The organism is Curtobacterium sp. AB451, from assembly GCF_050585845.1.
Classification (GTDB): domain Bacteria; phylum Actinomycetota; class Actinomycetes; order Actinomycetales; family Microbacteriaceae; genus Curtobacterium.
Window position 1 is genome coordinate 168,836 of sequence record NZ_JBOBQG010000005.1, and the last position, 18,030, is coordinate 186,865.

An 18,030-nucleotide genomic window follows, 5' to 3' on the forward strand; every position below is an offset into this window, starting at 1 on the left:
GCGGTTGACCGCTCCGTGCGACAACACAGGCCGTCACCGAGCCGCCGACACCGCACGGCGCGAACAACACCGCACCGTGCGCGGGCGGGCCAGCGCGGGCAGCACCGTGCGGGGTCCGCCACCCGGTGCGCGGTTGACCGCTCGGTGCGAAGACACAGGCCGTCACCGAGCCGCCGACACCGCACGGGACGAACGACACCGCACCGTGCGCAGGCGCCGGCGCGCACGGGGCGCGAGCGGGCGCCCGGCACCTCACGTCAGAACTGGTCGCGCAGCCAGGACGGCCCGTGCACGACGGCGCCGAGGTCCTCGACGCGGGCTCGGAGGCCTCGGTCGGCCGTCACCACGACGACCGGGGCGTCGGCCACGGCGACCGCCGCCCGTGCGGCCTCGACGATCGCGTCGTCACCCGACCCCGGCGCCCGCACGACGGACACCTGGTCGGCAGCGACGGCACGGCCAGCCGCCGCGCCGGCAACACCAGCAGCGCCAGCACCGCCGGCAACACCAGCAGCGCCAGCACCGCCGGCACCGCCGACCGGAGCATCGGCAGTACCAGCAGCGCCAGCAGCGCCAGCAGCGCCAGCAGCACCGGGAACACCAGGCGCACCGGACGGGTCGGCGGCGCGCGCCTCGCCCTCGAGCACGACGGTCCACCGCGGCCACCACCGGTCGAACGGCAGAGCCAACCGGTCGGCGAGCACGCCCGCTGCGGCGAGCGCCTCGACCGACCCGAGCAGCCGCGACGCGGCCCCGGGTCGGTCCTTCCACCAGCCGTCCGGCACGCTGCCCACGACGTTCGCGGCGTCCACCACGACGTGCGGGGTGGTCTCGATCCGTGCCCGGAGCGCCGGCCAGGACGCGCCGAACCCGGGGTGCAGGGGCAGGTCCTCGACGTCGGCGACGGGCACCCAGGCGAGTTCGAGGCTCTCGCGGTCCGCGATCACCGGCTCGAAGGGACGGGAGGCGCGCCCCACCACCGTCGTGTAGGTCCAGAACCCGAGGTCCAGCACCGCGGTGTGCCGGAGGTTGACACCGTCGAAGGGGACGCCGGCCTCCTCGGCGGACTCGCGGAGCGCGCCGGTCACGGCGTCCTCGCCCTGGTGTCGGGCTCCGCCGGGGATCCCCCAGGTGCCGCCGTGGTGGCTCCACTCGACGCGGTGCTGCAGGAGCACCCGGCCGGAGCCGTCGTCGACGAGGAGTCCGGCCGCACCGAACCGTCCCCAGGCCTTGGTGCCGTCGGGTCCGACCGCCCAGGCGTCGCCGGGATCGCGGGGGCCGGGTGGGGGCCCGGGAGGCGTGGTGTCTGGCACCCGTCAACCCTGTCACACGGGACCCGTCATGTGACCGGGGACGACGGAGCAGTTCGTGTACGGTGTCGGTCGAGACACGGGGTGCCGCGACCGGCGGCTGAGATCACACCCGTCGAACCTGCTCGAGCTCGTACTCGCGAAGGGATCGTCCATGCACACTGCTGCGCCCGTACCCACCCCGCCCGCCGGGGGTCCCCACCCGGACTGGGCCGATCGGACCGCCACGCTCCTCGAGGCCGTCCGCGCCCGGAGTCCCCTGGTGCACTGCATCACGAACACGGTGGTGCAGAACGTCACCGCGAACGTGCTGCTCGCCCTCGGCGCCTCGGCCGCGATGGTCGACGTCGTCTCCGAGGCCGGGCCGTTCGCCCGGGCCGCCGACGCCCTGCTGGTGAACACCGGTACCCCGCACGCGGAGCCGAGGGCCGCATCGCTCGAGGCGGCCGTGGCCGCCGTCGACGCCGGGACGCCCTGGGTCCTCGACCCCGTCGCGGTCGGGTCGCTGCCGGTCCGGACGGCGCTCGCCCGCGACCTGCTGGCGCTCGGTCCGTCCGTGCTGCGGGGCAACGCTTCGGAGGTGCTCGCGGTGCTCGGTGCCTCGGCCGGCGGCCGCGGCGTCGACAGCACGGTCGGTCCCGACGACGCACGAGCGGCTGCGGTCGACGCCGTGTCCGGCCCGAGCGGATCCAGGAGGCGCGTGGCCGCGGTGGCCGTGTCCGGTCCGGTCGACCTGCTGGTCGCGCCGGGCACCGGTCCGGCGCGGGTGGCGAACGGCACGGAGCTGCTCACGCGGATCACCGGCGGCGGGTGCGCGCTCGGTGCCGTGGTCGCCGCGTTCACGGCCGTCTCGCCGGACGACCCGGGGGCTGCCGCCGTCGCCGCGACCGCGGTGCACACGATCGCGGCCGAGCTCGCCGCGCGGGAGGCCGGCGGGCCTGGCACGTTCCAGCCGCTGTTCCTCGACCGTCTGGCGTCGCTCTCGCCGGAGGACGTCGTGCGCACGGCACGGATCACGGTCGAGTCCCCGGCGGTGCCCGCGTGAGCGCCGGCGGGTTCGGGGTGTACCTCGTGACGGACCCCGTGCTGTCGGACCGGCACGGCATCGGCGTGCTCGGGGTCGTCCGGGCCGCGGTGCACGGCGGAGTGCGGATCGTGCAGGTGCGCGACAAGCACGCGTCGGCGCGGGACCTGCTGGCGCTGACCGCGGCGGTGGCGGACGCCGTGGGTGACCGGGCGACGGTGGTGGTCGACGACCGGTTGGACGTCGCCCTCGCGGCTCGGCACGCCGGGCACCGCGTCGCCGGGGTGCACCTCGGCCAGTCGGACGTCCCGGTGACGGCGGCCCGTGCCCTGCTCGGTCCCGGCGCGCACGTCGGGTTGACCGCGAACAGCCCGGAGCACCTCGCGGCCGTGGCCGCACTCCCCCGCGGCACCGTCGACCTGCTCGGGATCGGGGTCGTGCACCCGACGGCGACGAAGGCCGACCACCCGCCGGCCCTCGGGCACGCCGGGTTCGCCCGGCTCGCACGCGGCACGGACCTGCCGTGCGTGGCGATCGGCGGGGTGACGCTCGACGACGTCGGACCGTTGCGCGACGCGGGGGCCGCCGGCGTCGCGGTCGTGTCCGGCATCTGCGCGGCGGCCGACCCGGGCTCCGCCGCCGCCGCGCTCGTCGCGGCCTGGTCCGGTGCCGACGGCCGACGTGCCGGGGGCGACCCGCGCCTCCCGTCCGACCGGGCGCACCACGGGGCGGACGCGTGAACGGCGCAGACGCGCGCCCCCGGCACGCCCCCCAACCGCCGCGCATCCCGCGCGTCCTGAGCATCGCCGGGACGGACCCGACGGGCGGGGCGGGGATGCAGGCGGACCTCAAGGCCGTCGCGGCGCACGACGGCTACGGCATGGGCGTCGTGACCGCGCTCGTCGCGCAGAACACCCACGGGGTGCGGTCGGTGCACGTGCCGGACGTCGGGTTCCTGCGGGAGCAGCTCGACGCGGTCTCGGACGACGTCACGATCGACGCGGTGAAGATCGGGATGCTCGGCACCGCCGCGGTCGTCCGGGTCGTGACCGAGTGGCTCCGCGAGCACCGCCCGCCGGTCGTGGTGGTCGACCCCGTGATGGTCGCGACGAGTGGGGACCGGTTGCTCGACGAGGACGCCTCGCAGGCGATGGTGGCGCTCGTCGGGCTCGCCGACCTCGTGACGCCGAACCGGGCGGAACTCGCGGTGCTCGCCGAGCTGGCCATGTTGCACGGACCGGACCAGCGGCGAGACCGGCCGGACCAGCCGGACAGCCCGGACCGGCCGGATCGGTCGCTCCGGCCGGATCAAACGGACAGCCCGGAGGGCCAGGCCCTCGTGATCGCCCGCACCTGGGACGTCCTCGTGCTCGCGAAGGGCGGCCACGACGCAGGCGACACCGCCGAGGACGTCCTCGTCGGTCCGGCCGGGGTCCTCCGGCGGTTCACCGCACCCCGGGTCCGGACCACGAACACGCACGGCACCGGGTGCTCGCTGTCGAGCGCGATCGCGACGCTCGCTGCCCGCGACGGCGACTGGGAGCTCGCGATCGGCACAGCGAAGCACTGGCTCACCGCGGCCCTCCGCGGCGCGGACGCCCTCGACGTCGGGACCGGCAACGGGCCGGTCGACCACGGGGCCCTCGTCCGTGCGGCGCTGCCGGAGCCGCGGTGGACCGACCGCTGGTGGGACGACGTCGCCGGGGTCCTGCACGAGACGATGGCGTGCGACTTCCTCACCGGGATGCGTGCCGGGACGCTCGACCCCGAGGTCTTCGCCGCGTACCTGGCGCAGGACGTCCACTACCTCCGCGCGTACGAGCGGCACCTGGCGCTGCTCGGCTCGTGGACGACCGGGGCCGAGGCCGCGTTCTGGCAGGCATCGGCCCAGGGCTGCGCCGACGAGGCGCGCGACCTCCACCACCGACGGCTCGCCGGGTCGCACGCCGAGGACCCCGTCCACCCGGTCTGCGCCGGCTACCTCGCGCACCTGCAGGCCGCTGCCGACTCCGGGTCCGCCGGGGTGCTCGCCGCGGCGGTGCTGCCGTGCTTCCGTGTCTACGCCTGGGTGGGCACGCAGATCGGGACGGTCGGGGCGGACCACCCGTTCGCGGACTGGATCGGCGCGTACGGCGACCCCGCGTTCGCCGACGCCTCGGCGGAGGCGACGGCACGGGTCGAACGCCTCGCGGCCGCGGCGACGCCCGCCGAGCGCGGCGCCATGACGCGCGCGTTCCGCACGTCGACCGCGTGGGAGGCGGCGTTCTTCCGGATGCCGACGGCGATCGCCGACGCCGTGGTCACGGGCTGCGCGACACCGCACGCGCCCGACGGGCCGTGATGTGTCGCTGGGCGCGACGGCCCGCCGGTGGGGAGGGCCGCAGGCGGGTCCGGACGTGCGTGGGGGCGGACGGGAGGCGCGGGTCGGGGCCGCCCCGCGCCTCCCGTCCGTCAGCGGGTCGCCGGGGGCAGCCGCACCAGCTCGACCGTCAGGTCGCGGCCGTCGACCGCGCCGCGCATCCACGTGTGGTCCGGCTGGCGGCGACGGTCCGTGGGCGATCCCGGGTTGAGCAGGCGGAGCCCCGACGGGGCGACGGTGTCCCACGGGATGTGCGAGTGGCCGAAGACGAGCACGTCGACGTCCGGGTACGCGGCTGTCATGCGACGCTCACGGCCCGTCGCGGCACCGGTCTCGTGCACCAGGGCGAAGCGGAGGTCCTCGACGGCGAAGTGCGCCTCGAGCGGCAGGCGGTCGTCGAACTCGGGGCCGTCGTTGTTGCCGCGGACCCCCTCGAAGCGAGCCGAGCGGGCCTGGACGGCGTCGAGCGTCGCGAGGTCGACCCAGTCGCCGGCGTGCACAACGAGGTCGGCGGAGTCGATGTCGGCCCAGAGCCCGGCGGGCAGGTCCTTGGCGCGCTTCGGCAGGTGCGTGTCGGAGAGCAGGACGAACGAGGTCGTCACGTCGTGGCGGGGCGGCCGGGCATCGGCAGCCCGGCCTCGTCCGCGGCGCCGAGCCGTTCGAGGAGCCCGGCGAGCAGCGCGATGTCGTCGTCCGACCAGCTGGCGAGCCGTTCGTCGAGCGCGTCACGGTGCAGCTGCACGGACCGGTCGAGTGCGGCCCGGCCGGCATCGGTGGCCACGAGGGGCTTCGCGTTGCCGGTGCCGCCGTCGACGGTCCGGATGAGCCCGGCCGCGAGCAGCCCGGACAGCTGCCGCGAGATCGTGGAGCGGTTCAGCCGCAGGTACCGGGCGATGTCGATCGCCATGCACCCCTCGTGCTGGACGACGAAGTCGACGAGGGACTGGTCGACGACGCTCAGGATCGACTCCGAGCCGCGTGCCCGGATGCTCGCGCGCCGGGTGATGCGGGCGAGTTCCGTGTAGGCCCGTCCGATGTCGCTGTTGCGGACATCCGGCCTCGGTTCGCTCATCGCCGTGACTCCAGCCTGTCGGTGCCGGTCGCTGCCGGCGGTGTTCGGTCCCGCCACCATACCGGCGGGTACGGATCGGGCCGGCTCAGCGACCCGCCGCCGCGGCCTGCAGGGCCGCGATTTCGAGCTTCTCCATCTGCAGCATGGTTTCGAAGACGCGGGCGTTCGCCGCGGGGTCGCCGGAGCCGGTCATCAGGTCGCCCATCATCGACGGGGTCACCTGCCACGCCACGCCCCAGCGGTCGAAGAGCCACCCGCAGCGGCTCGGCCGGCCGCCGTCGGCGAGCAGGCCGTCCCAGATCCGGTCGAGCTCCTGCTGGTCGTCGACGTCCACCTGGAACGAGACCGCGTCCGTGTGCTCGTGCCCTGGACCGCCGTTCATCGCACGGTAGGGCGAGCCGAGGAGCGTGAACTCGACCACGAGGGTCCGCCCGTCCGGGGTCCTGCTCACGCTGTCGATGCGGCTGTCGGGGAACAGCGCGACGTAGTGCTCCGCAGCCTGCTCGGCCTGGTCGTCGTACCAGAGGAACGGGGTGATCGTCGGCATGCGCGGCGCCCTTCGGTCCGGCTCAGTCCGCAGCGCCGCGGCTGAGCAGGTCTGCCTTCTCGGGGTGGTCGTCGAACCACTTGCCGACGAACCAGCACATCGGGACGATGCGCTTGGTGGAGTTCGCCTCGACGTCGGCGACCGCGAAGTCGACGAGCTCGGCGGCGTACCCGTGGCCGCGGTGCTTCGGCACCGTGTACGTGTGCGGGAACGCGATCGCGTCGTCGTTCTCGCGGTAGTCCAGGACACTCACGAGTTCCCCGCCGACGTACATCGCGTAGCGGTCCTGGTCGGCTTCGTCGCGGAACTCGTGGTCCATGCGGCCATCATGCACCCTCGGCGGCGGCGGGGTCGGCGGGCGGGAATGTCCGGGACCGCTCCGGACGTTGCTCGGCACCATGACGACAATCGGCATCATCGGCGCAGGCAACATCGGATCCCAGCTCGCACGGCTGGCGGTGCGGACCGGACACGAGGTGGTGATCGCGAACTCCCGCGGCCCCGAGACCCTCGCGGACCTCGTCGCGGAGCTCGGCGACGGCGCCCGCGCGGCGACGCGTGACGAGGCGGCGGCCGCAGGCGAGATCGTCGTGGTGACGGTCCCGCTCGGCGCGATCGAGAGCATCCCGGTCGAGCCCCTCGTGGGCAAGGTCGTGATCGACACGAACAACTACTACCCCGGGCGTGACGGGCAGATCGCGGCGCTCGACGACGAGACGACCACGACGGCCGAGCTCCTGCAGGACCACCTGACCGGCGCCCGGGTCGTGAAGGCGTTCAACCACATCGGCGCCGCGGACCTCACCGGGCACGCCTCGCCCGCCGGCACGCCGGACCGCCGCGCACTCGTGGTGGCCGGGGACGACGCCGAGGCCAAGCGCGTCGTGACCGACCTCATCGACCAGTTCGGGTTCGACGTGGTCGACGCGGGGCCGCTCGCCGAGGGCTGGCGCATCCAGCGGGACACCCCCGGGTACGGCCCGCGGCTGACCGCTGCCGAGCTGCGCGAGGCCCTCGCGTCCGCGAAGCGCTACCGCGACATGTAGGTCGCGACCGCCTGCACGACGGGAGGTGCGGTGCCGCCCCGCACCGCGCCTCCCGTCCAGCAGGACGACCGTCCTCACGGGCTGAGCGACACCGCACGCGGCGGTCCGCCCGTGAACTGTCGGCCAGCGCGTGAGGACGCCAACCGGCGCGCGGCCGTGGCCGGCGCGCCCGCGGCTCGCGCGCCCGGTCAGGCGCCGTCGAACACGAGCGTCATCTCGGCGAGGTCGTCCTCGGACGGCTCCCACGCGCTCCCGGCCTCGGCGTTCAGCCGGATCTGCTCCGGCTTCGTCGCCCCGGCGATGACGCTCGACAACCCCGGCTGCGCGAGCAACCACGCGAAGGTCGCCTGCAGCATCGTGACCCCGCGCTCGTCCGCGAACCGCTGGAACGCCTCGACGATCTCCCACGGCGCGTCCTGCAGCAGCTGCGGCTTCGCCCGGGTGAGACGTCCGTCCGAGGGCCCGCCGGACCGCGTGTACTTGCCCGTCAGCAGGCCGTTGTAGAGCGGGAAGTACGGCAGGAACCCGAGCGCGTACGCCCGGACCGCCGGCAGCACCTCGTCCTCGACGCCCCGGGCGAGCGGGCTGTACTCGTTCTGCGCGGAGACGAACGCCGTGGTACCGGCGATCGACGCGGTCAGTTCGGCCTCGGCGATCTGCCACCCGGCGAAGTTCGAGTGGCCGACGTAGCGGATCTTGCCCTCGCGGACGAGGTCGTCGAGCACCGACAGGGTCTCCTCGATCGGCGTCACGCTGTCGGGACCGTGCATCTGGTACAGGTCGATCCAGTCCGTGCCGAGGCGCCGCAGGGACGACTCGACGGCGAGCCGCACGTAGCGCCGCGAGCCCCGCACACCCCAGTCCGGTCCGTTCGCGCCCCGCATGTCCATGCCGAACTTCGTCGCGAGGACGACCTCGTCACGGCGACCCGCGATCGACCGGCCCAGCAGTTCCTCGGACAGTCCGGGGCGGCCGCCGTAGACGTCGGCCGTGTCGAAGAGGGTGACGCCGGCGTCGAGGGCCGCGTGGACGACGGCGTCCGTGCCCTCCTGCGTCTCGGTCTGGGTGCCCGGTCGGCCGAAGTTGTTGCAGCCGATGCCGACGGTGGAGACGACGAGCCCGGACGGCCCGAGTGGACGGTGTTCGATTCCGGTCATCACCCGACCGTACCGGCGACCCCGGAACTGGGGCTGCGACAGCCGCACGCGTTGCCGTTAGAACTGACGATGGATCAGCCTACGGAGGGAACACCGCAGTGGCATCGCACCGCATGCCGGACGAGGACCGGCCGCGTCGCGCCGTCCCCGACTGGGTCACGGCTCCCCCCGAGGACGCGACGGACGGCCTGGAGGCGCGCCCCGCCCCCGTCGCCCCGGCCCCCGTCCCGGAGTCGGTCGCGCCCGGCACGACGCTCCCCGCTGCTGCCCCGGCACCGACGCTCGGCGACGACGCCGCCGTCGTGGTGCCCGACTTCCCGCCGGAGGAGCACCTCCTGCCGCCGGCACCCACGTCCCCCACGGTGCACACCGTCCCGTTCGACGCGGCCGCGGTCGGCCCGGCCCCGGTCTCGCCGATCGACGCCGCGGGTGCCGCGGGTGCCGCGGGTGCCGCCGGAGCCGCGGGTGCTGGGGGTGCCGCGCCCGTCGCCGCCCCGGTCGGCCCGACGGTGCCCGGCGTCGGACAGCCCCGCTTCTCGGTGCCCGGCCTCGAGCACGTCGTCGTCGAGGGGTCGGAACCGGAGCCCTCCGGACCGATCGGCTACCGCACCCCAGCACGGTTCGCCCACCAGCGCCCCGCCGCCGTCTCCCCGGCAGCACCCACGCCGGCACCGGCCTTCGACGCCGTGATCGCCCCGCCGACGCCGGGGGTCACGACGACCTCAGGCCCCCGTGGTGACGCGCTCCCGCCGACCGAGGCACTCCCGCTCATCGAGCTGCCGACGCGCGACCCCGACCGGTCGCGCCGTGGTGCGGACCGCCCGGGACGGGGCCGCACGAAGCAGCCGCGCGCCCCGCGGACCCGGACGTCCTCGCGGCCGACCCGCACCCGGTCGGCCACGACCCCGGTGAGCGACGCGGACGCGGTGCCCTCCGCGGTGCCGGCGACCACGACGCCCAGGACGGTCCGTGGCGGGGCCGAGCCGCGCCTCCTGGCAGCTCGGACCGGACGCGCGACGTCCGCGGACCGGACCACGTCGTCCGAGCGTCTCGGGACGACTCCGGCCGCGGCCCTCGGCGCCGTCGCCGGGCTCGCGACGCTCGGTCTCGCGGCGTGGTGGTTCACGGCCCCCGCGACGGTGCACGCTGTCGGAGTGGCACTCGGCGTCCTCGCGCTCGTGCTCTCGATCCTGACCCTGCGACGGCCGGAGGCGACCTGGCAGCGGCCGGTCGCGCTCCTCGGGGCCGTGCTCGGCGGGGTCGGCACGCTCGTGCTGGTGTGGGCGGTCGCGACCGCCGTGCTGGCGATCGCCGGGGTGACGCTGCCGGACCTCACCGGTACGGGGACGGTCCCGACGCTCGCGCCGTAGCGGGCCGTGCTGCCTGCGCCGCGCCCCGCCCCGCGCCCCGCGCCGCCCGCCGCGCGCGCCGCGCCCCGCCCCGCGTCCCGCCCCGCACCCCGCGCGCCGCCGCGCGTACTTCGTGAGCAGAAACGGTCGGGTGCGCGTCACCGACCCGACCATTCCTGCTCACGAAACGACCCCGCGGACGATGCGGGCGGACGACCCCGTGGACGATGCGAGCGGACGACCCGGGCGGACGACGCGGGCGCACGACGCGGGCGGACGACGCCACGCCCGTCACACCGCCCGGACGACCCCGCGGGACAGGATCGCGTTCGTCAGCGCGTCGATCGGCTCCCGCTGCACCGTCGGGTTCGCGATGAGGACGTAGTCGACCGCCGGCAGGTCCGGCAGCGACAACCGCTGCGACACCTTCACGAGGTCCGCCGGGATGAGCGAGTGCGGGAACACCGCCACACCGATCCCGGCCCGGACGGCGGCGAGCACACCGTTGACGTCACGCGTGTTGCAGGTGATCCGCCACGTGCGACCCGCGGCCTCGAGCGCGTCGATCGCCATCTGCCGACTGATGCTCGGCGCCTGGTAGGCGATGAGCGGCACCGGTTCCCCGGGCTCGAGCGCGATGCCGTCCTGCGCCATCCAGACCATCTGGTCGGTGGCGACGCGGGTCCCCTCGGCGGACTCCCCCGCGGTCTGCTTGATGAACACCAGGTCGAGCTGGCCCGCGTGCACCCGGCGCAGGAGCGGGGACGACTGGTTCACCGTCAGCTCGAGGTTCACCTGCGGGTGCAGCCGCCGGAAGTCCCGCAGGATCCGCGGTAGCTGGGTGATCGCGAGGTCGTCCGCCGCACCGAACCGGAGTCGCCCGCGGGTCGCCGCCCCGGAGAAGTAGGCGTCCGCGGTGGCGTGCGCCGCGAGGATCGTCCGCGCGAACCCGGCCATCGCGTCCCCGTTGTCGGTGAGCGCCACGCCCCGGGTGTCCCGCGCCACGAGCGTGCGGGAGACCGCCGTCTCGAGTCGACGCACGTGCTGGGACACCGTGGGCTGGCTGATGCCCAGCCGCGCACCGGCCTGGGTGAAGCTCCCGGTCTCGGCGACCGCGAGGAACGTCTGCAGCAGAACCGGATCGAGCACGGCAACCTCATTCGACATCGCAATGGAGTGATAGCCACCATAGGGGTATCGAATGACGCCGCACCACGTAGTTTCGTTGGGGTACCAGTTCCGCAGCCGACGTCCGGAGATCCCCCACCGTGAGCGCGTCACCGACGACCCTCCCCCCGCCCACCGAACCGCTGCCGATCCAGGCGACCCGACCGCCGTGGCGCCACACCCTCATCGCCCTGTCGGTGCCGAACTTCCGACTGTTCACCGCCACCAACCTGGTCGCGATGACCGCCGGGTGGATGCAGCGCATCGCGCAGGACTGGCTCGTGCTGCAGCTCACCGGCTCGGTCGCGCAGGTCGGCATCACGGTCGCGTGCCAGTTCGCGCCGATGCTGCTGTTCGGGCTGCTCGGCGGGGTCCTCGTCGACCGGTTCTCGAAGCGCGCGCTGATGATGATCACGCAGGGCTCGTTCGCGGTCCTGTCCGCACTGCTCGCCGTCCTCACGCTGACCGGCGTCGTGCAGGCGTGGCACATCTGGGCGATCGCGTTCCTCGTCGGCATGGTGACCGTCATCGACAACCCGGCCCGGCAGGTGTTCGTCACCGAGATCGTCGGCCACGAGCACCTGCGGAACGCGATCAGCGTCAACTCGTCGGTGTTCCAGCTCGGCGGCATGATCGGCCCGGCGCTCTCCGGCGCGCTGCTCGTGGCCGTCGGCGCGGGGTGGTCGTTCGGGGTCAACGCGATCGCCTGCGTGGCCGTGGTGGTGACGCTCGGGTTCCTGAAGGTCTCGGAGCTCCACCGCACGCCCCCGGCTCCCCGCGGGAAGGGGCAGCTCGTCGAGGGTCTCCGCTACGCCGTCCGGAAGCCGACCATCATCGTGCCGGTCATCCTCGTGGCGTTCTTCTCGGTCTTCGCGCTGACCATGCCGGTCCTGCTGTCGGCGTTCGCGTCCGAGGTGTACGACGTCGGCGCCGGGGGCTACGGCGTCTTCAACTCCGCGGTCGCGATCGGTGCCCTGGCCGGCGCGCTGCTCTCGACCCGCCGCGCCACGGTCCGGCTCCGCACGATCGTCGGCGGGGTCTTCTGGACCGGGATCCTGCTCGTGGTCTCCGGCTCGATCCCCGCGATCGCGCCGTTCACCGTCGCCCTCGTCGCCGTCGGCATGTCCCAGCTGCTCTTCCAGACGGCGTCGAACTCGCTCGTGCAGTTGTCCTCGAACGTCGCGATCCGCGGCCGCGTGATGTCGCTCTACGTCCTCGTGCTGCTCGGCGGACAGGCGATCGGCGGCCCGCTCATGGGGCAGGTCGTGGACCACTTCGGCGCCCACGTCGGGATGGTCGTCGCCGGAGGCGTCCCGGCCGCGGCCGCGGCCGTCGTCGGCCTCGTCCTCGCCCGCCGGGGCGGGCTGCACCTCGCCGTGCGGATGCGGCACCACATGCCGGTGCCGTCGATCGTCGGCCACCGCTGATCCGTCGGACGGGAGGCGCGGTGCGGGCTCGCACCGCGCCTCCCGTCCGCACGTGGTCGCGTCGCGCGCGCGTGCCGCGTTGCCCCGTCGCCGCGGTGTGGCGTCGAACCACGAAACCGACGTGGAACCAGGCGGGCCGCCTGGTTCCATGTCGGTTCCGTGGTTCCGCACCGAGCGCGCTGCCGCCCGCACGCACGTCGCGGTCGGGGCCGCGCCGCTGCGTGCTCCGCCGCGCCGTGGCCCCGCCGCCCCGCCGCCGCACAAGCAACGTCACCCGGAACCGCGCGATGGCGCGGTTCCGGGTGACTTCCGTTGTGCGGAGGCGAAGCGAACCGCCTAGTAGGCGACCCCGAAGCGCGCCTGGTGGTGTGCCGGCGTCACGATCTCGTCGACGAAGGCGATCGCGTAGTCCTCGCCGGAGATGTCCGAGTTGCCGTCGGCGTCGGTGAGCAGGACCTCGTCGGTGGTGCGGTAGGTGCCACGACGCTCGCCGGGGTTGTAGCCGCCGAAGGCCGCCGCCGGGCTGACGTAGAACCAGTCGACCTCGGTGTCGGATGCGCGGAGGGCCTCGAGGATCGCCGCGTGGCTCTTCGCCTCACCCTTGAACGCGTCCGGGAACTCCGCGGTGTCGAACAGGGCCGGGCCGCCCTCGGCGACGAGCAGCGAACCGGCGCCACCGACGATGCCGAGGCGCGCTCCGGCGGCAGCGGCGGCGTCGACGAACGGCTGGAACCGGTCCTTGAGCTCGCTGCCGTCGGCCTGGACCGCGTGCAGCGACACGACGACGACGTCGGTGCCCTTCGTGACCTCGGCGACGAAGTCGGTGTCGAAGGCGTCGCCCTGCGCGAGGGTCAGGCCCTCGGCCGGCTCGAGCTTGGAGGTGTCGCGGGCGACGGCCGTGACGGCGATGCCGCGGGAGAGGGCCTCGCGGGTGATGGCGGAGCCGGCGTAGCCGGTGCCACCGAAGACGACGATGCTGGTCATGGAGCAGTCCTTTCGTGGATCGTTGACACTCACGGTACAAGCGTTACTCTCTTTGAGTAAGTAGGCACCTCACAGTGCGTAACGGAGGACACCATGTCAGCGCTCGAGTACAGCCCCTACGCCGCCGAATGCCCCTCGCGACAGCTGCTCGACCGCATCGGCGACCGGTGGAGCGTCCTGACGATCGGCACCCTGGCCGACGGCCCCGCACGGTACTCGGCGATCGCGGCACGCGTGCAGGGCGTCTCGCAGAAGATGCTCACGCAGACCCTGCGGGCACTCGAACGCGACGGCCTCGTCACCCGGACCGTCTTCCCCGAGATCCCCCCGCACGTCGAGTACGAGCTGACCGATCGTGGGCGTTCCCTGCGCGAGGTGCTGAAGCCGCTCGAGGACTGGGCGACGTCGCACATGGAGGCCGTCGCGGCCTCGCGCGAGGAGTACGACGCGCGCGTTCGCTGACCGTCCGCGGAATCTCGGCGGCACGTCGGTGGTTGCCTGGGGGCATGCGATCTGTCGTCTACACGAAGCCCGGTGACTCGTCCGTCCTGACCCTCGAGGAGCGGCCGGTGCCGACGCCCGGCCCCGGCGAGGTCCGGGTCCGCGTGGTCGTCTCCGGGGTCAACCCGACCGACTGGAAGGCACGACAGGGCGGCACGTACGGCGACGACCTGCCATTCCCCGAGATCACGCCGAACCAGGACGGCGCCGGGGTCGTCGACGCGGTCGGTGACGGTGTCGACGGACTGTCGGTCGGCGACCACGTCTGGCTGTACATGGCCGCGGCGAGCCGTCCGACCGGTACGGCACAGGAGTACACCGTGGTGCCCACCGCCCGCGCCGTCCGCCTGCCGGAGGGCACCGGGTTCGACATCGGCGCCTCGCTCGGCGTCCCGGCGATGACCGCGCACCGCGCCCTCACCACGCACGAGCACGGCCCGGACCGCCTCGCACCGGGGGCGCTCAACGGGAAGACCGTCCTCGTCGCGGGCGGCGCCGGGGCCGTCGGGCACGCGGCGATCCAGCTCGCGCGGTGGGCCGGTGCGACGGTGATCACGACGATCAGCTCGGACGCCAAGGCCGCCCTCGCCACCGCGGCCGGCGCGCACCACACGGTGAACTACCGCGACGAGGACGCCTCGGCGCAGATCCGTGCGATCGCCCCGGACGGCGTCGACATCGTCGTCGAGGTGTCGATCCCGCAGAACGCCGCGCTGGTCGCCGAGGTGCTGGCGAACCACGGCGTGGTCTCGATCTACGCGAACAACGGCGGCGACGAGGCGACGCTGCCGATCCGGCCGAACATGAGCATCAACGCCCGGTACCAGTTCCTGCTGCTGTACACGATCGGCGACGAGGCGCTGACGGCGGCGGCCGAGGACGTCACCGCGGCGCTCCGCGACGGGGTGCTGCCGGTCGGCGAGGCCGCGGGTCTGCCGCTCGTGCGGTTTGCGCTCGAGGACACGGCGGCTGCGCACGACGCCGTCGAGCAGGACACCGTCGGCAAGGTGCTCATCGACGTCAGCGCGGAGTGACGAAGCGCTGCGTCCGCCCGGGCCGGGCGGACGCAGCGCTTCGGTGGTCGGCGCCGCGAGGCCGGATCAGCGGGCGAGCGCGGCGGCGAGGCGCGCCTCGAACCGGCGGCGGGCGGCGACCCGCTCGCGCTCGATGTTCGCGGCGATGACCTCGAGGTCTTCGTAGTCGGCGTCGGTCGTGTCGTCGGTCCAGTTCGGGGTGTACACCCGGGACCGACCGAAGGGCTTCGGTTCGGGGGTCACGATGGTCATGTGGGGATCGTACGTCGAGCGTCCGACAAATCGCGTGCGCATCACGGGCCTTTCCTGGGGTTGCGGTCGCGGTCCGGGAACGGGGTCGCGAGCGAGAACGCGATGGCCATGAACGAGGCCATCAGCGCGACGTACTTGGCGTCGAGGTCGGTGAACGCGTCCGGGGCCGGCGAGTCCACGGTGAGCATGCCGAACGAGTACTCCTCGGACCGGATCACGACCGAGACGTACGAGCGGTAGCGCGGCTCGAACCCCGGCAGGTCGTCGTCGGCGTCGACGTCGGCGGCACGGTCACCGACGACCCGCGGTCCACCGCCGACCAACACCCAGTCGAGGTTGCGGTCGCCGTACGGGGTGCCGGCACGGAAGACGCCGGCCGTGTCGTCCGCTCCCCCGTGCCCGATCGGTTCGAGCGCGTGCAGGTCCTCGGAGAGCTGGTAGACGTTCGCCCGGACGTCGGGCACGCCGGGGAGCAGGTAGAAGGCCAGCGCCACCGCGACCCGGTCGGCGAAGGCCGGCAGCTCCTGCCAGCGGTCCCGCCGCCGGACCTCGGCGAAGCGGGCGAGCCGGGAGGCGAGCTGGCCGAACGCGTACCGGACGGCGGTGCCCTGCTCGAGCTCGGTCGAGCGCGCCACCGCCGCCGCGGCCGTCACCGAGGCCTCGGCCCGACGGGCACGGACGACCTGCACGACGACCGCGGCCGCCAGCACAACCAGCCCGAACACGACAAGCGAGACCCGCACCCCCGGTGCCGCGACGAGGTTCGGCAGCTGGAAGGCGGCGGTGGGCGCCGTCGCGACGACGATCGGCCAGACCACCGCTCCGGCCCGGCGCCGCCCGCGGCCCGTCGTGTTCCCGTCCCCTGTCATGACGACGACGCTAGGACACCCCACCGACGCCGACGGAGTTGTCCACAGGGTGACGTTGTTGTCCCCTGCAACGCGGACTTGACCCCCGAACAGGGGGCGAGCACGATCGGGCCATGAAGCAGCGACAGAACCTGAGGGCCCTCGCCCTCGCCGCCACGGCGGCCATCACCCTCCTCGGCGGCGGCCTCGGCGCGACCGCGGCGAACGCCGCCACCGTCTCGCCGCAGGTCATCGGCGGCGAGCAGGCACCGAGCACCCCGTGGGAGGTGCAGCTCGTCTTCCAGCAGGGCGGCACCGGCACCTACGGGTGCACCGGCGAGCAGCTCAACGCCTCGTGGGTGCTCACCGCCGAGCACTGCGTCGACGGCACCACCGCGATGAACGTCTACCACTCGAACAGCACGACGAACCGGGGCACCGCGACCGCGGCGGACCGGCTCTACTCCGCGCCGTCCGGCGACATCGCGCTCGTCCACCTGAGCACGCCGAAGACGCTGTCGTCCTACGCGCAGCTCGACCTCGCGTACACCACCAAGAGCTCCGGCACCGGCACGATCCTCGGCTACGGCAACCGCGCGAACAGCGTCCCGACGACGGGGCTCTACCAGGCGACGGTGAACCTCACGGGGAGCTCGACGGACGCGTACGGCGGCCGGGCGCAGCACGTCACGGGCGTCACCGGCGCCTCGAACCACGGCGACTCCGGCGGCGCGCTCGTCGTGAACGGCAAGGTCGTCGGCGTCTGCTCCACCGGCGACGTGGCCGACCCCGGCGCGAACACCCACGCCGGCTCGAACTACGCCGTCCTCACCCAGTCCGCCAGCTGGATCCGCTCGACCGCGGGCGTCTGACCCAGCGCACCCACCAGGGGACGGGAGGCGCGGTGCGGGCCCGCACCGCGCCTCCCGTCCGCCCGTGCGCACGACCGGTGCCGCGCCCGGTCGGTCTCCACAGGTCGCGTCGCGCGGTCCTCCGCGTCGTCCGCACCTGGTAAGCAGGACGCATGACCGACGTCACCACACCAGCGCCCGGAACCAGAGCACTCGTCCTCGGCGGTGGTGGCGTCGCCGGCATCGCGTGGGAACTCGGGGTGCTGTCGGCCCTGCAGGACGCCGGTGTGGACCTCGACGCGGCGGACCTCGTGGTCGGGTCGAGCGCGGGCAGCGTCGTCGGGACCTTCGTCCGCGCCGGCGCCGTCCAGCAGGCGTACGACCAGCAGCACGCCGCCGTTCCGACGACCTACGAGGAGCCCGTCCCGATCGACGCTGACGACTTCCAGCAGCGGATCGGCGCCGCGCTCGACGGCGCCACCTCCGACCAGGACGCCCGTGCCCGGCTCGGCCGGTTCGCCCAGCGCACGACGACCGGCCAGACCGACGACCAGCGCGCCGCGACCTTCGCCGAGACCCTGCCGTCGACCGAGTGGCCGCCGAAGCCCCTCGCCGTCACCGCGATCGACGCGACCGACGGCACCTTCCGCGTGCTCACCGCGGCGGACGGCGTGCCGCTCGCGCGCGCGGTGGCCGCCAGCTGCTCGGTGCCGCTCGTCTGGTCGCCGGTCACGATCGAGGGGCGCCCCTACGTCGACGGCGGGATGCGATCGGCCACGAACGCGGACGTCGCCGCCGGGTACGAACGCGTCCTCGTCATCGCCTGCGGTCCCGAGGGGCCGTCGCCGCTCGGGCCGTGGCTCGACGTCGCGGTCGAGGGGCTCCGGGCGGCCGGCAGCTCGGTCGAGGTCGTCATCGCGGACAGCACCTCGCAGCAGGCCTTCGGCACGAACTCCCTCTCGCTGTCCACGCAGGCGCCTGCGGCCGACGCCGGGCGCACGCAGGGCACCGCCGTCGCCGAGGGCATCGCCGCGTTCTGGGCGTGAGTTCTCCACAGACCGGCCGGTGACCGCCGCCGCGGCGGGGAGCGCCGCTAGCGTGG

20 protein-coding genes and 1 riboswitch are annotated in these 18,030 nt (G+C 74.1%); of the genes, 10 read left to right on the forward strand and 10 right to left on the reverse strand.

Translation table 11 applies throughout. The annotated features are described in order from the left end of the window. Positions 1 to 257: 257 nt before the first annotated feature. Positions 258 to 1,313 (reverse strand): NUDIX domain-containing protein, encoded by a 1,056-nt coding sequence (locus ACQXVK_RS13450; RefSeq protein ID WP_430853862.1) that lies wholly within the window; start codon positions 1,311 to 1,313, stop codon positions 258 to 260. Between the two features lie 67 nt (positions 1,314 to 1,380). Further along, positions 1,381 to 1,476: riboswitch (TPP riboswitch) on the forward strand. Between ACQXVK_RS13450 and thiM the strand changes: the two genes are divergently transcribed. The 3 genes from thiM (at position 1,465) to ACQXVK_RS13465 (ending at position 4,675) form a co-directional block, all read left to right on the forward strand. Beyond that, positions 1,465 to 2,355 carry a hydroxyethylthiazole kinase gene (gene thiM / locus ACQXVK_RS13455; RefSeq protein ID WP_430853863.1) on the forward strand — a complete coding sequence of 297 codons (891 nt, stop codon included), beginning with the start codon at positions 1,465 to 1,467 and terminating at the stop codon, positions 2,353 to 2,355. It overlaps the preceding riboswitch by 12 nt. Further along, the gene (gene thiE, locus ACQXVK_RS13460; RefSeq protein WP_430853864.1) at positions 2,352 to 3,074 is read left to right on the forward strand and encodes a thiamine phosphate synthase; all 723 of its coding nucleotides are present in this window, start codon (positions 2,352 to 2,354) and stop codon (positions 3,072 to 3,074) included. The genes thiM and thiE overlap by 4 nt, the downstream gene beginning before the upstream one ends. Next, positions 3,071 to 4,675, forward strand: coding sequence for a bifunctional hydroxymethylpyrimidine kinase/phosphomethylpyrimidine kinase (locus ACQXVK_RS13465; RefSeq protein ID WP_430853865.1), 1,605 nt, complete (start codon positions 3,071 to 3,073; stop codon positions 4,673 to 4,675). The genes thiE and ACQXVK_RS13465 overlap by 4 nt, the downstream gene beginning before the upstream one ends. A 110-nt stretch (positions 4,676 to 4,785) precedes the next feature. Here ACQXVK_RS13465 and ACQXVK_RS13470 read toward each other — a convergent pair whose 3' ends face one another. The 4 genes from ACQXVK_RS13470 to ACQXVK_RS13485 form a co-directional block, all read right to left on the reverse strand. Further along, positions 4,786 to 5,295, reverse strand: a complete 510-nt coding sequence (locus tag ACQXVK_RS13470; protein WP_430853866.1) for a metallophosphoesterase family protein — start codon at positions 5,293 to 5,295, stop codon at positions 4,786 to 4,788. Further along, positions 5,292 to 5,765 carry a MarR family winged helix-turn-helix transcriptional regulator gene (locus ACQXVK_RS13475; RefSeq protein ID WP_430853867.1) on the reverse strand — a complete coding sequence of 158 codons (474 nt, stop codon included), beginning with the start codon at positions 5,763 to 5,765 and terminating at the stop codon, positions 5,292 to 5,294. Before ACQXVK_RS13475 ends, ACQXVK_RS13470 begins: the two co-directional genes overlap by 4 nt. Before the next feature lie 85 nt (positions 5,766 to 5,850). Continuing rightward, a complete protein-coding gene (locus tag ACQXVK_RS13480) occupies positions 5,851 to 6,312 on the reverse strand; it encodes a VOC family protein (protein ID WP_430853868.1) in 462 nt (153 codons plus the stop codon). A 22-nt stretch (positions 6,313 to 6,334) separates the two neighbouring features. Next, a complete protein-coding gene (locus ACQXVK_RS13485) occupies positions 6,335 to 6,631 on the reverse strand; it encodes a GNAT family N-acetyltransferase (RefSeq protein WP_430853869.1) in 297 nt (98 codons plus the stop codon). Between the two features lie 79 nt (positions 6,632 to 6,710). Here ACQXVK_RS13485 and ACQXVK_RS13490 point away from each other — a divergent pair, with 79 nt between their 5' ends. Then, positions 6,711 to 7,358 (forward strand): NADPH-dependent F420 reductase, encoded by a 648-nt coding sequence (locus ACQXVK_RS13490; protein WP_430853870.1) that lies wholly within the window; start codon positions 6,711 to 6,713, stop codon positions 7,356 to 7,358. A 188-nt stretch (positions 7,359 to 7,546) separates the two neighbouring features. Here the strand turns inward: ACQXVK_RS13490 and ACQXVK_RS13495 are convergent, their stop codons facing one another. After that, complete coding sequence (locus tag ACQXVK_RS13495) at positions 7,547 to 8,515, reverse strand: aldo/keto reductase (RefSeq protein ID WP_430853871.1); 969 nt, start codon at positions 8,513 to 8,515, stop codon at positions 7,547 to 7,549. 98 nt (positions 8,516 to 8,613) lie between these two features. On the opposite strand from ACQXVK_RS13495, the gene ACQXVK_RS13500 reads away from it, so the two are divergent. After that, positions 8,614 to 9,885: a hypothetical protein gene (locus ACQXVK_RS13500; protein WP_430853872.1), complete on the forward strand. Its 1,272-nt coding sequence runs from the start codon at positions 8,614 to 8,616 to the stop codon at positions 9,883 to 9,885. Positions 9,886 to 10,155: 270 nt separating this feature from the next. Here ACQXVK_RS13500 and ACQXVK_RS13505 read toward each other — a convergent pair whose 3' ends face one another. Next, a complete protein-coding gene (locus ACQXVK_RS13505) occupies positions 10,156 to 11,013 on the reverse strand; it encodes a LysR substrate-binding domain-containing protein (RefSeq protein WP_402261992.1) in 858 nt (285 codons plus the stop codon). A gap of 119 nt (positions 11,014 to 11,132) precedes the next feature. Between ACQXVK_RS13505 and ACQXVK_RS13510 the strand changes: the two genes are divergently transcribed. Continuing rightward, a complete protein-coding gene (locus ACQXVK_RS13510) occupies positions 11,133 to 12,458 on the forward strand; it encodes an MFS transporter (protein WP_022907750.1) in 1,326 nt (441 codons plus the stop codon). A 336-nt stretch (positions 12,459 to 12,794) separates the two neighbouring features. On the opposite strand, the gene ACQXVK_RS13515 is transcribed toward ACQXVK_RS13510, so the two are convergent. Next, positions 12,795 to 13,442, reverse strand: a complete 648-nt coding sequence (locus ACQXVK_RS13515) for an NAD(P)-dependent oxidoreductase (RefSeq protein ID WP_430853873.1) — start codon at positions 13,440 to 13,442, stop codon at positions 12,795 to 12,797. A 93-nt stretch (positions 13,443 to 13,535) separates the two neighbouring features. Between ACQXVK_RS13515 and ACQXVK_RS13520 the strand changes: the two genes are divergently transcribed. Continuing rightward, positions 13,536 to 13,904: a winged helix-turn-helix transcriptional regulator gene (locus ACQXVK_RS13520; RefSeq protein ID WP_430853874.1), complete on the forward strand. Its 369-nt coding sequence runs from the start codon at positions 13,536 to 13,538 to the stop codon at positions 13,902 to 13,904. Positions 13,905 to 13,948: 44 nt separating this feature from the next. Next, on the forward strand, positions 13,949 to 14,977 hold the full coding sequence (locus ACQXVK_RS13525; protein WP_430853875.1) for an NADPH:quinone reductase: 1,029 nt from the start codon (positions 13,949 to 13,951) through the stop codon (positions 14,975 to 14,977). A gap of 66 nt (positions 14,978 to 15,043) precedes the next feature. Here ACQXVK_RS13525 and ACQXVK_RS13530 read toward each other — a convergent pair whose 3' ends face one another. Next, positions 15,044 to 15,229: a hypothetical protein gene (locus ACQXVK_RS13530; protein WP_022907754.1), complete on the reverse strand. Its 186-nt coding sequence runs from the start codon at positions 15,227 to 15,229 to the stop codon at positions 15,044 to 15,046. Positions 15,230 to 15,270: 41 nt separating this feature from the next. Then, the gene (locus ACQXVK_RS13535; RefSeq protein WP_148286993.1) at positions 15,271 to 16,098 is read right to left on the reverse strand and encodes a GAF domain-containing protein; all 828 of its coding nucleotides are present in this window, start codon (positions 16,096 to 16,098) and stop codon (positions 15,271 to 15,273) included. 113 nt (positions 16,099 to 16,211) lie between these two features. Between ACQXVK_RS13535 and ACQXVK_RS13540 the strand changes: the two genes are divergently transcribed. Both ACQXVK_RS13540 and ACQXVK_RS13545 read left to right on the forward strand, forming a co-directional pair. Beyond that, on the forward strand, positions 16,212 to 16,949 hold the full coding sequence (locus ACQXVK_RS13540; RefSeq protein ID WP_022907756.1) for a S1 family peptidase: 738 nt from the start codon (positions 16,212 to 16,214) through the stop codon (positions 16,947 to 16,949). 152 nt (positions 16,950 to 17,101) lie between these two features. Continuing rightward, entirely contained in the window at positions 17,102 to 17,974 is an 873-nt protein-coding gene (locus ACQXVK_RS13545) for a patatin-like phospholipase family protein (protein WP_430853876.1), read from the forward strand. The last annotated feature ends 56 nt before the right edge of the window (positions 17,975 to 18,030 follow it).

Coding starts and splice junctions, on each gene's coding strand:
- thiM (WP_430853863.1), top strand. CDS start 1,465: ATGCACACTGCTGCGCCCGTACCCACCCCGCCCGCCGGGGGTCCCCAC.
- ACQXVK_RS13475 (WP_430853867.1), bottom strand. CDS start 5,765: ATGAGCGAACCGAGGCCGGATGTCCGCAACAGCGACATCGGACGGGCC.
- ACQXVK_RS13480 (WP_430853868.1), bottom strand. CDS start 6,312: ATGCCGACGATCACCCCGTTCCTCTGGTACGACGACCAGGCCGAGCAG.
- ACQXVK_RS13485 (WP_430853869.1), bottom strand. CDS start 6,631: ATGGACCACGAGTTCCGCGACGAAGCCGACCAGGACCGCTACGCGATG.
- ACQXVK_RS13490 (WP_430853870.1), top strand. CDS start 6,711: ATGACGACAATCGGCATCATCGGCGCAGGCAACATCGGATCCCAGCTC.
- ACQXVK_RS13495 (WP_430853871.1), bottom strand. CDS start 8,515: ATGACCGGAATCGAACACCGTCCACTCGGGCCGTCCGGGCTCGTCGTC.
- ACQXVK_RS13515 (WP_430853873.1), bottom strand. CDS start 13,442: ATGACCAGCATCGTCGTCTTCGGTGGCACCGGCTACGCCGGCTCCGCC.
- ACQXVK_RS13520 (WP_430853874.1), top strand. CDS start 13,536: ATGTCAGCGCTCGAGTACAGCCCCTACGCCGCCGAATGCCCCTCGCGA.
- ACQXVK_RS13525 (WP_430853875.1), top strand. CDS start 13,949: ATGCGATCTGTCGTCTACACGAAGCCCGGTGACTCGTCCGTCCTGACC.
- ACQXVK_RS13530 (WP_022907754.1), bottom strand. CDS start 15,229: ATGACCATCGTGACCCCCGAACCGAAGCCCTTCGGTCGGTCCCGGGTG.
- ACQXVK_RS13535 (WP_148286993.1), bottom strand. CDS start 16,098: ATGACAGGGGACGGGAACACGACGGGCCGCGGGCGGCGCCGGGCCGGA.
- ACQXVK_RS13540 (WP_022907756.1), top strand. CDS start 16,212: ATGAAGCAGCGACAGAACCTGAGGGCCCTCGCCCTCGCCGCCACGGCG.
- ACQXVK_RS13545 (WP_430853876.1), top strand. CDS start 17,102: ATGACCGACGTCACCACACCAGCGCCCGGAACCAGAGCACTCGTCCTC.